At 73.2% G+C, this 10,654-nt stretch carries 8 protein-coding genes; 5 read left to right on the top strand and 3 right to left on the bottom strand.

Annotation, left to right across the window (positions count from 1 at the left end):
* The first annotated feature begins 3 nt into the window (after nucleotides 1-3).
* Entirely contained in the window at nucleotides 4-762 is a 759-nt protein-coding gene (locus NGB36_RS32315; RefSeq protein ID WP_255924207.1) for a copper homeostasis protein CutC, read from the top strand.
* Here the strand turns inward: NGB36_RS32315 and NGB36_RS32320 are convergent.
* Complete coding sequence (locus tag NGB36_RS32320) at nucleotides 707-2,809, bottom strand: HelD family protein (RefSeq protein WP_269470834.1); 2,103 nt, start codon at nucleotides 2,807-2,809, stop codon at nucleotides 707-709. The genes NGB36_RS32315 and NGB36_RS32320 overlap by 56 nt on opposite strands.
* Nucleotides 2,810-3,219: 410 nt before the next feature.
* Between NGB36_RS32320 and NGB36_RS32325 the strand changes: the two genes are divergently transcribed.
* Entirely contained in the window at nucleotides 3,220-3,426 is a 207-nt protein-coding gene (locus tag NGB36_RS32325) for a hypothetical protein (RefSeq protein ID WP_255924209.1), read from the top strand.
* Nucleotides 3,427-3,531: 105 nt separating this feature from the next.
* On the top strand, nucleotides 3,532-4,764 hold the full coding sequence (locus tag NGB36_RS32330; protein ID WP_255924217.1) for a glycosyltransferase 87 family protein: 1,233 nt from the start codon (nucleotides 3,532-3,534) through the stop codon (nucleotides 4,762-4,764).
* A gap of 3 nt (nucleotides 4,765-4,767) precedes the next feature.
* Here NGB36_RS32330 and NGB36_RS32335 read toward each other — a convergent pair whose 3' ends face one another.
* Nucleotides 4,768-6,426, bottom strand: a complete 1,659-nt coding sequence (locus NGB36_RS32335) for a DNA repair helicase XPB (RefSeq protein ID WP_255924211.1) — start codon at nucleotides 6,424-6,426, stop codon at nucleotides 4,768-4,770.
* Nucleotides 6,427-6,675: 249 nt separating this feature from the next.
* Between NGB36_RS32335 and NGB36_RS32340 the strand changes: the two genes are divergently transcribed.
* Nucleotides 6,676-6,984: an AbfB domain-containing protein gene (locus NGB36_RS32340; RefSeq protein WP_255924213.1), complete on the top strand. Its 309-nt coding sequence runs from the start codon at nucleotides 6,676-6,678 to the stop codon at nucleotides 6,982-6,984.
* A gap of 6 nt (nucleotides 6,985-6,990) precedes the next feature.
* On the opposite strand, the gene NGB36_RS32345 is transcribed toward NGB36_RS32340, so the two are convergent.
* Nucleotides 6,991-9,435, bottom strand: coding sequence for a helicase C-terminal domain-containing protein (locus tag NGB36_RS32345; protein ID WP_255924214.1), 2,445 nt, complete (start codon nucleotides 9,433-9,435; stop codon nucleotides 6,991-6,993).
* A 160-nt stretch (nucleotides 9,436-9,595) separates the two neighbouring features.
* Between NGB36_RS32345 and NGB36_RS32350 the strand changes: the two genes are divergently transcribed.
* Entirely contained in the window at nucleotides 9,596-10,504 is a 909-nt protein-coding gene (locus NGB36_RS32350; RefSeq protein WP_255924215.1) for an HAAS signaling domain-containing protein, read from the top strand.
* The last annotated feature ends 150 nt before the right edge of the window (nucleotides 10,505-10,654 follow it).

Genomic DNA, 10,654 nt, shown 5'->3' on the forward strand with positions numbered 1-10,654 from the left:
TACATGTCTAGACCAATCGTGGAAGTCATCGCTCTGACGGCCGACGACGCGATCGCCGCGCAGGCCGGCGGGGCCGACCGCCTCGAACTGGTCACCGACATGGCGGCCGACGGGCTCACCCCGTCCCGCGAGACCTTTGCCGCGGTGCGCGCCGCCGTCTCCGTCCCGCTGCGCGTCATGCTCCGCGCCGACGCCGGCTTCACCGCGGGCGAGCCGCGCGACACCGACCGGCTGTGCAGCGCGGCACAGGCCTTGCGCGCCGAGGGCGCCCACGAGTTCGTCCTCGGCTTCCTCGACACCGGCGGCGGCCCCGATCTGGCGGCCGTACGACAGCTCGCCGACGCCATCGGCGGCTGCCGCTGGACGTTCCACCGCGCCATCGACCACGCCGCCGACCGCGCCGTGCTGCGCCACGCCCTCGACGGGCTGGCCGGCCTCGACACCTACCTGACCGCCGGATCCCCGCTCGGCGTCGACGACGGTCTGCCCGTACTGACCACCGAGGCGGCCCGCGCCGGCGAGCCGGGCTACCGCCAGCGGATCCTCGTCGGCGGCGGGCTGCGCCTGGACCACCTTCCGGCGCTGCGCGCCGCCGGCATCGACGCCTTCCACGTCGGCAGCGCCGTCCGGCCCGGCGGCTGGACGGCGCCCGTCGACGCGGCAGCCGTCCGCACCTGGCGCGAGGCGCTGGACGAGCCCGTCCCCGTCACCGGACGGGCGGCTCCAGCTCCAGCGGCAGCGGTGCCGCGTGCACGACGATGAGCCCGGAGACGGCACGGGTCAGCGCCACGTACAGGCGGCGCAGCCCGGTGCGGGCGTCGGGCTCCCCGTCGACGACGGCAGCCGGCTCGTCGAGCACCACGTAGTCGTACTCCAGACCCTTGGCCAGCGAGGCCGGGACCAGCGTCAGCCGCGCCCCCGCCGAAGTCTCCTCACCGGGCGACAGATACGGCAGCCCGGCAGCGGCGAGCGCCTCGGCCACCACCGGCACCCTCGCATCCGCGGTGATCAGGCCGATCGACCCCTCGCGCTCCAGCGACTCGTGGCACGCCTCGATCACGGCCGCCGTCAGCGCCTCCGCGGCCACGCCCCGCACCTGCATGTCGCCCGCCGACTCCCGAACCGAGGTCGCAGGCGCGAGACCGGGAGCGATCGACGGCAGCAGCCGCGAGGCGTACGCGATCACCTCACGCGGCACGCGGAAACCGCGCGTCAGCTCCTCGACACGCGCCTCGGGCTTGCCGAGATGGGCCAGCGCCTCCGTCCAACTCCCCGTCGCCCAGGGCGTGGTGCCCTGCGCGAGGTCACCGAGGATCGTCGCGGAGCCCGTGGTGCAGCGGCGCCCCACCGCCCGGTACTGCATCGGGGACAGATCCTGCGCCTCGTCGAGGACGACGTGGCCCAGCGAGGGCGTGCGCCGCACCAGGTCGTTCGCCTCGTCGATCAGCACGGCGTCCGCCGCCGACCACGGCGCGGACTTCACCCCGCGCGCGGGCCTGTCCCACAGGATCTCCTTCTGCTCCTCCTCGGTGAGGACGCCGTCGGCGCAGGAGGCGAGGAACTCCCCGTCGGACAGCAGCCGCAGCACCAGTTTCGCGGGATCCACCGGCGGCCAGGCGGCCTTGGCGGCGTCCTTGACCGGTCTGGAACGGGCCACCGCGTCCTGCACCCGGTCGTCGGGCGCCTCTCCGGCCGCCTCCATCCGCACCAGCACGGCGTGCGCGATGCGCTGCGGCAGCGCCTCCGCAGCCGCCCCGTAGCGCATGTCACGTTCCATCAACTCGCATACAAGCTCCTCGACCTCGTAGGCCGGGACCCGCCAGCGGCGCGAGCCGCGCACCACGACCACCGGCTCGGACGGCATGGTGATCCCGCTGCGGACGGCGCGGCGCAGCACCTGCGCCATCCGGGCATCGCCCTTGATGCGCGCCGCCTGTGCGGTGTCCGTGCCGCGCACCGGCACATGGGCCACCAGATCGTCGACGGTGGCCTGCTTGACCTGCAACTCGCCGAGCGCCGGCAGTACTTGCTCGATGTAGTGGAGAAAGGAACGGTTCGGCCCGACGACAAGCGTGCCGGTGCGCGCCAGCCGCTCGCGGTGCGCGTAGAGCAGATAGGCGACACGGTGCAGGCCGACCGCCGTCTTACCAGTGCCCGGCGCGCCCTGCACACACACCGTGCCGCCGATGCCGGCGCGCACGATCTCGTCCTGCTCCGGCTGGATGGTGGCGACGATGTCGCGCATCGGGCCCACGCGCGGCCGCTCGATCTCCGACTGGAGCAGCCTGCTGGTGGTCTCCTCCTCGGCCGGGTCGGTCAGGTGCTCGTCCTCGTAGGCCGTCAACTCGCCACCGGTGTAGCCGAAGCGGCGGCGCAGCGCCACGTCCATCGGCTCACGGCGCGAGGCGCGGTAGAACGGCTGGGAGACGGGCGCACGCCAGTCGATGACCATCGGGTCGCCGTCCCCGTCGTGCACATGGCGGCGCCCGATGTAGAACTGCACCCCTTCCGCTCCCTCCGCGTGCTCGGCGCCCGGAGGATGGAGGAAATCGAGGCGGCCGAAGAACAAGGGCGTGTCGGCGAGATCGGCGAGAGCGGCGATCCGGTCGCCGATCTGTGCCTTGAGGACCTCCGCGTTGACCCAGTTGGCGGCGACGTCCTTGATGTCGAGCGCCTCCGCGTCGGCGCGCATCGCCCGCAACGCGGCGCGGGACGCGGCGAGGTGGGCGTGCTCGCGACCGAGCGGCTCGGATGGCCCGGACGGCCCGGACGGCCCGGATGGCCCGGATGGCTCGGACGGCTGATGCAGTGTCGTGGACACGGGTGTGATGCCTCCGGCGGTACGCAGGCGTGACACGGCAGACCGCGCGGGGGAGGTCCCCGGCGGCTGCTGCGTTACGCGATCGGTTCCGATGCCGGCCGGTTTCCGTCCGGACGGCGGCTCCCTGGGCAGTCCGGCGCGCGGGGCGCACGGGTTGCGGGAGGCGGCAAGACGGGGGATCCTACGCGCCCGCGGCCGACGGCGCGAATGATTTACCGGCGCCCTCTTCCGGCGCGCCCCCTACGTCTCCCCCGCTCCCCGGCCCCCCGGATGACGGCATCAGGGTCCGCGTAGACCTGTGGGCGTACGCGGCGGTCCGCGGGTGGTACGGGCGGCCTGCCCGCTGATCGTCCTGATGACCGATGTGGGCCAAGCGGGTGAAAACCTACCGTTGAAGCATGACAGCAACCGCACTCACACCCATCCGCGGGTCCACCGCCGTCGGCCCGCCGCCCACAGTCGACCACAAGCACTCCCGCCACCTGATCGGCAGCACGCTGCGCGCCATCGGCGTCTTCGCCGACACCGCCTTCCGCGTCGTCGTCCTCGGCACCGACGGCACCCGGCAGCCGGACATCCCCAGGCTCCACGACATACGCCGCTGATCACCGAAACGGGCCACTGAGCTTCACCCGAACGCCACCCGGGTAGGGTCCCAGCCGGGACGAACGGGACGTACGAACGGCATCGGAAAGGCTGGCTCGGTGACGATGACGACAGCCGTGCGCGGGGGCACGGACCGTGACACATCGACGCTACGAGCAGCCCTGGCGGCCGCCCCCAGACGGCCGCTCATCCTCGCCACCGCACTCCTGGCCCTCTCCCTCACCGCCTATGCGGCGCTGTGTCTCGCCATGCGGTTCGAGATGGCGGACGCCGTGGTCTACCGGGCCGAGGGCGCCGCTGCCGCCGCGGGCCACGGCCTGTACGAGCTACGCGTCACCGAGTGGAACCTGCCCGCGACCTATCCACCGTTCGCGGCGATACTCTTCATCCCCACCTCGTGGCTGCCGATGGACGTGCTGCGGCTCGCGGTCACCGAGGTCAACGTCGTTCTGCTCGCCGTCTTCGCGCACCTGTCGTTCCGCTTCACCGGGTGGCCGCGCCGCACCGAGCTGCGCCCGGTGGCCATCATGATCGCGGTTGCGGCAGGCATATGGGTCGAGCCCGTCTTCCAGACCCTCGTCTTCGGGCAGGTCAACATCGCGCTCGCCTGCCTCGTGCTGTGGGACCTGTCCCGCCCGGACGGCGCCCGCGGCAAAGGCATAGCGATCGGTATCGCCGCGGGCATCAAGCTGACCCCGGGGCTCTTCACCGTCTATCTGCTGCTCTCCGGCCGCATCCGGGCCGCCGCGGTCTCCGCCGCCGCCTTCGCCGGGACCGTACTGGTCGGCTGGCTCGTGCTGCCCACCGCCACCGTCCAGTACTTCACGCGGATGATGTTCGACACCGCCCGCGTCGGGAAGACCTGGATCGTCGACAACCAGTCACTGCAGGGCACCGTCGACCGCTTCCTGCACACCCCGTCGGCGGGCCTGTGGTGGATGGTCCCCGCCGCCCTCGTCGGCGCCGCCGGACTCGCCGTCGCCGTCTTCGCCTCCCGGCGCGGCCTCGAAGCGTGGGGTGTGCTGTCCGCAGCGGTGACCGCGCTGCTCATCTCACCGATCAGCTGGTCCCACCACTGGGTCTGGTGCGTGCCGCTGATCACCCTGCTCGCCGCCGAGGCCCGCCGCATCCCCTGGAGGCGGGCGGCACTCGCCGCGGTGATCGTCGGCTTCACCGCCCGCACCATGTGGATCGTCCACGAGAACGGCGACCTCACCCTCCACCTGCCCTGGTGGCGGCAGGTGCTCGCATCGCCGTACCCGCTGATGGGCCTGGCCTTCCTCGCCGTCACCGCCGTCCGCGTACGGCGCCGGACCCTGCGCCTGCGGGGCGCCTGACGCCTAGACCTCGTCGAGCTCGTCGCCCGTCAGCAGATCGTCCGCGTCGACGATCCGGTAGGCGTAGCCCTGCTCGGCGAGGAAGCGCTGCCGGTGTGCCGCGAAGTCCTGGTCGATGGTGTCGCGCGCAACGACCGAGTAGAACCGTGCCTCGTGGCCGTCCGCCTTGGGACGCAGCACCCGCCCGAGCCGCTGAGCCTCCTCCTGCCGGGAGCCGAACGTTCCCGACACCTGGATGGCGACCGTCGCCTCCGGAAGGTCGACGGAGAAGTTCGCCACCTTCGACACCACCAGCACGCTGATCTCCCCGGCCCGGAAGGCGTCGAAGAGCTTCTCGCGCTGAGCATTGGTCGTCTCGCCCTTGATCACCGGAGCGCCGAGGTGCTCACCGAGCTCGTCGAGCTGGTCGATGTACTGGCCGATGACGAGGGTCTGATCGCCCCTGTGCCGGGCCACCAGCGCCTCGGTCACCCGGCGCTTGGTGTCGGTCGTCGCGCAGTATCGGTACTTCTCGTCCGCCTCCGCGGTCGCATACGCAAGCCGCTCGGAGTCGGTGAGATTCACCCGCACCTCAACGCAGTCGGCGGGCGCGATGTAACCCTGCGCCTCGATCTCCTTCCACGGCGCGTCAAAGCGCTTCGGCCCGATCAGCGAGAACACGTCGGACTCGCGCCCGTCCTCCCGCACCAGCGTCGCCGTGAGCCCCAGCCGCCGCCGCGCCTGCAGATCGGCGGTGAACTTGAAGACCGGCGCCGGCAGCAGATGCACCTCGTCGTAGACGATCAGCCCCCAGTCGCGCGAGTCGAACAGCTCCAGATGCGGGTAGATCCCCTTCCGCTTGGTGGTCAGCACCTGATACGTGGCGATGGTGACCGGCCGGATCTCCTTGCGCGTACCGCTGTACTCCCCGACCTCGTCCTCGGTCAGCGATGTGCGCCGTACCAGCTCGTGCTTCCACTGCCGGGCCGAGACGGTGTTCGTCACCAGGATCAGCGTCGTCGACTTCGCGGTCGCCATCGCGCCCGCGCCCACCAGCGTCTTGCCCGCACCGCACGGCAGCACCACGACGCCGGAGCCGCCGTGCCAGAACCCCTCGACCGCCTGCCGCTGGTACGGACGCAGCTCCCAGCCGTCCTCACGCAGCTCGATCGGGTGGGCCTCGCCGTCCACGTACCCCGCGAGATCCTCGGCCGGCCATCCCAGCTTCAGCAGCGCCTGCTTGATCTGCCCCCGCTCCGACGGGTGGACGACGACGGTGTCCTCGTCGATCCGGGCGCCCACCAGCGGATGGATCTTCTTCGAGCGCATCACCTCGTGCAGCACCGGCCGGTCGGTGGTCTCCAGCACCAGGCCGTGCGTGGGGTGCTTGACCAGCCGCAGCCGCCCGTACCGGGCCATCGTCTCGGCAACGTCCACCAGCAGGGCGTGCGGCACGGGATACCGCGAGTACGTGACGAGCGCGTCGACGACCTGCTCCGCGTCGTGCCCGGCGGCCCGCGCGTTCCACAGCCCGAGCGGCGTCACGCGGTAGGTGTGAATGTGCTCCGGCGCCCGCTCCAGCTCGGCGAAGGGCGCGATGGCGCGACGGCACTCGTCCGCCTGCGGGTGATCGACCTCCAGCAGGAGCGTTTTGTCGCTCTGGACGATGAGCGGACCGTTCACGCGGTGACCCTTCCGTTCCGGCGGACATCGGGGGAGCAAATCGGGGACAAGCATCCAGTGTCCCTCATCGGGTCAAGGAGGGGTGGGCGCCGTTTGCGGGACATCCCGGCAGGGCCGAGGCCCCGGTGCCGATGCCAGGGTGACCGCGACGGAGGCCGCGGCCATCGCGGCGGGCGGGGGGACATGCACTGGGCGGCAGCGCCCGCGAGGGCGGCGCCCACGCCCCTGCATCGCGAGCACGCCGGACGAATGCAGACCGAGGGCGTGTCCGCCGGCGTCACCGCTGCCGCGGCGACGCACGGTGCCGGGTGGAGGACGAAGACCGGGTACGGAGCGGCGAGCAGCAGGCACAGCGAGACGACCAGCAGGTGCTTGCACCGCTGGGGGACGAACGGTCAAGGAAACTCGTTCCAGTCGTACAACTACCCGAGCACGTACATCCGGCACTACGACTACGACGTCTACATCGCCGGCGACGGCGGCTCGAACGCGTGGGACAGCGCCACGTCCTGGACCGACGACGTGAGCTGGGTCGTCAGTGCGCCCTGGGCGCCGTAGGCCGTCTCATGCCGGTTCGTCGCCGGCCCCGGCGGGCTCGGCGAGTTCTGCGACACCCGTGATGCGGTGGAGGGCGAAGGTACGGACCTCGTCGGCGGTGTGGTCGAAGGCCGTGACGAAACCGCCCTCCACCCGCACGGGTTCGACGACGCGCTGGCTGGCGGCGCCGTCGGCGTTGACATAGCCGATCCACAGCGCCTCGCCCGCCAGCACCGCGGCCTGCACCGCGGCAAGCGTGTCCGCCGACGTGGTCCGGGGCAGCCGCGCGCCTGCCGGGCGCGGGACCGGCTTGCGGACGGCCGTCGCCGCCCGGTCGCCCGCGCGGATCGCCTTCACGGCGGCTCCCAGCAGCGTCTCGTCCGGCACGGGTGGGCCCTCCGGCACCGGGAGCGACGCACTGCGCGGCGGTGTGCGGTACGCGTCGGGGCGCGTGATCAGCACATCTCCGGCCGCGGACTCTGCGGCCGGCGCAAAGCCCATCGACCGCAGCCGTTCCAGCAGCACGTCGGGAGGCGACTGGGCGGCCAGCACCGTGGGAGCGAGGCGGCGCAGGCCCAGGCCGGCGGCGCGCCGGTCGGCAAGGATCTCCGCGAGCAGGGAGTCGTCGTCGCACCGCACGTACGCCGACGCGGCCCCGACCCGCAGCCGTCCGTGGCGCCGTGCCACGTCGTCGACCAGGTACGTCAGCGGCTGCGGCACGGGGGTGCGGGAGTGAGCGGCGAGGAATGCGTGCAGCTCGTCGGCGGTGCGCCCGGCGTCGAGTGCGCGGCGTACCGAATCGGGCGTGAACCGGTAGACGGTCGCGCCGCCCTTGGACTCGACGTCGGCGAGCACGCCCAGCGTCTCGGCGAGCGGAGCACGCAGCGGGCCCGGCGCGACGGCGGTCAGATCGGCCTGCAGCAGGACGTGGTCGAGCGGTTCGGGGAGCAGTGGGGCGAGCAGCCCGGCCGCCTCGGCGGCTGCCGTCTGCGCGTCCGTCGCCGCTTCCGTCCGGCCCTGCAGCGCGCGGCCGTGGGCGGACAGGGCGCCGCGGCCGGTGACGCCCAGCAGCTCGGCCTCCTCCAGCGTCCAGTGCACCAGCTGAGCGCGCAGCGCGTCGGCGCCGCCGCGCAACGGCCGCTCCCAGCGCAGCCGCGCCAGCAGCGCCTCGGGCTTGGCGGACGCGCCCTCGGGGAGCGAGGCGAGCAGAGCGAGCACCCGCCGGCGCACCTCGGGCGCGAGGGAGCGGTCGAGCTCGGGCCCGAGTGCCGACAGCGCGCGCCCCTTGGCGTCCCGGCCGCCAACGAGGCCGGGGGTGCGGGTCGCCGGCAGCCAGGCGGCGACCAGGGCCGCCCACCGTTCCTCGTCGGGGAGACGCAGCCACTCGTCATAGGCGGGGGTGGGCGCGTAGCGCTCGTCGGCCTCGCCGTCGGAGGCGAGCAGCCCGGCCGCGTAGGCGGTTTCCAGCCAGAAGGCGGCAATCGGTTCACCGACGTCGAGCGCGACGGCGGTGCGTTTGAGATCGCGGACGCTCATGCCGCCCGCGCGCAGCACGGGCGGGCCGCCTGCGTCCCACGACTTCAGCAGGTCCTCCACCGTCCGCACCGCCGTGAACGCCTGCCCTGCCGCCGTCGCATCCACCGTTGCTATGGCGTGCGTCGCGCCGGGCTGGACGGCGGGCGGATGCGGCTCCGGTGTGCGATGCGCGAGACCGCCGCGCAGATGCAGCGCGGCCTCCCGGGGCAGGACGACGTTGCCGGGCCCGGCGGGCAGCAGCACCCCGCGCGCCAGCAGCCACCGCACCGGCGCACTCGCGCCCTCCGCCCTCACTTCGCCGTACGGGGGTCCCCACATCAGCTTGGACAGGACGGTGGCCGTGCCTTCGGGCGCTTCGGCGAGCAGTGCGCTCATCCGCGTGCGGTCGCGGAAGAGTGCGGTGAGTGCGGCGACGGCGCTCACCGGGTCGTGCGTCGCGGGCAGCCCGGCCGCGGCGAGGAGCTCCTGCAGCCGGCCCGGCGACATGCCCGCTGTGGCCTCGGTGACGGTCGGGCCGAGGCCGGTCGCGGAGGGCGAGGTCGGCGTGGGCGCGAGCAGGTCGCGGGCGGTGCGCACCAGGTGCAGACGGTCGTCGCCGCCCCACACCAGCGCGCTCGCGCGCAGCGCGTCGACGGCCCCGGGCAGCGCCTCGGTGACCTCCGGGATCCCCTCGTCCCCGCCGAGCAGGGCGAGCAGTGTCTCGTACGGGCACGGGTCGGGCGCGACCGCGAGCGCCTCCGCGGTCTGCAGCGCGAAGCGGTCGAGCCGTTCGAGTGCGCGCACCACCGAGGCGCGCGTCCCGGCGCGGGTGGCGAGCTGAGTCAGGTCGTTGGGCACCGGGTTGAGCAGGTCGGGACGGAGACGGAGCAGCGTGGCGACGGCGTCGTCACCGCGCCCGCGCAGGTCTTCCGCAAGGGTGCGCGGGGCGTCGGACATCGGGCCCTCCCGCTTCCGCTCAGTGGTCACTCGGTGGTCATCCGTCCCACATTAGCCCGCACGCGCCCGGGCGATGCGCGCTGCGTCAAGGCCCCCCACGGCGGTACGGTCAACGTCGAGCCGGCGGACGCGACTTGGGCGACTTGGGGTGACGGAGGGCATGGGAGTCGAAAGCGATCACCTCGTTTACGACTATCTCAGCCGGGTCGGCGACCTGGCGCAGACCGCCCTGCCCGCCGACCGGCGCATGCGGCTCGTCACCGAGTTGCGCAAGGACATCGACCACGAACGCAGCAAGAGCGGCTCCGGCGACGACGCGGCGACGGTACGCCGCATCCTGGGCAAGCTCGGCTCGCCGGACGAGGTGGTCAAGGCGGCGGCGCGCCGCCCGCTGCCGCGCGGCGCGCGCGAGGCGGCGGGGACCGCGATTCCGCTCCCGCGCGACGAGGCGGGACCGGGATCCGGCGAGGAGCCGGAGGAGTGGTGGCGGCTGCCGGGGCAACGGACCGCGGGCGGGTCGGCCGCCCGCACCAACGAGGTGCTGGCCGGCTGGACGGGCGGGCTGCTGACGCCCGAGCTCGAGGACGAGGACGAGGACGAGGCCGACGGTGCGGCCGAATGGCCGGAGCCGGAGGACGAAGAGGAACCGCAGGAGGCCGCGTCCGGGGGTTGGCGGCGCTTCCTGGGCGCAGGGCGGCGCCGCCAGGAGCCCGACGTGCGCCGCAGGCGGCTGCCGGTCGGACCGCTGGAGCTGCTGGCCGCGCTGGCGCTGGTGGCGGGCGTGGTGGTCGGATCGTGGTGGGCACTGGGGGTGGGCTGGCTGATCGCGTACTGGACGCGGGGGCTCAGCAGGACCGAGGCGAAGTGGGCCGCGCTCGGGATGCCGGGTCTGGTGGCGGCGGGGGAGCTGGTCTGGTTGTGGGGCCGTATGAACGGGCGCTGGGGGCGCCCGCTGAGTGGCGCGCAGCTCGGTCCCGTGATCGCCGCGGACTTCCCCGTGGCGGTGAAGGTGGCGGCGATCGCCTCCGCGGCCTTCCTTCTCTGGCGCAGCGCGCGCCGGTTCCGTTAACGGCGCCGTGACTGGCCTGGTCACGTGTCTGAGGTCACGTGCGCCTGGCGCTGCGCGTCGTCGGCCCGGTGTCGTGATTGGTCTGGTCGCGTGGGTGGGGTCGCGTTGCGCCGTGGCGTTGTTGGGGGGTCGGTGCCGCTGTGGGGTGCC

The organism is Streptomyces humicola, assembly GCF_024436035.1.
Taxonomy (GTDB): Bacteria; Actinomycetota; Actinomycetes; order Streptomycetales; family Streptomycetaceae; genus Streptantibioticus_B; species Streptantibioticus_B humicola.

Coding starts and splice junctions, on each gene's coding strand:
- NGB36_RS32315 (WP_255924207.1), top strand. CDS start 4: ATGTCTAGACCAATCGTGGAAGTCATCGCTCTGACGGCCGACGACGCG.
- NGB36_RS32325 (WP_255924209.1), top strand. CDS start 3,220: ATGACAGCAACCGCACTCACACCCATCCGCGGGTCCACCGCCGTCGGC.
- NGB36_RS32330 (WP_255924217.1), top strand. CDS start 3,532: ATGACGACAGCCGTGCGCGGGGGCACGGACCGTGACACATCGACGCTA.
- NGB36_RS32340 (WP_255924213.1), top strand. CDS start 6,676: ATGCAGACCGAGGGCGTGTCCGCCGGCGTCACCGCTGCCGCGGCGACG.
- NGB36_RS32345 (WP_255924214.1), bottom strand. CDS start 9,435: ATGTCCGACGCCCCGCGCACCCTTGCGGAAGACCTGCGCGGGCGCGGT.
- NGB36_RS32350 (WP_255924215.1), top strand. CDS start 9,596: ATGGGAGTCGAAAGCGATCACCTCGTTTACGACTATCTCAGCCGGGTC.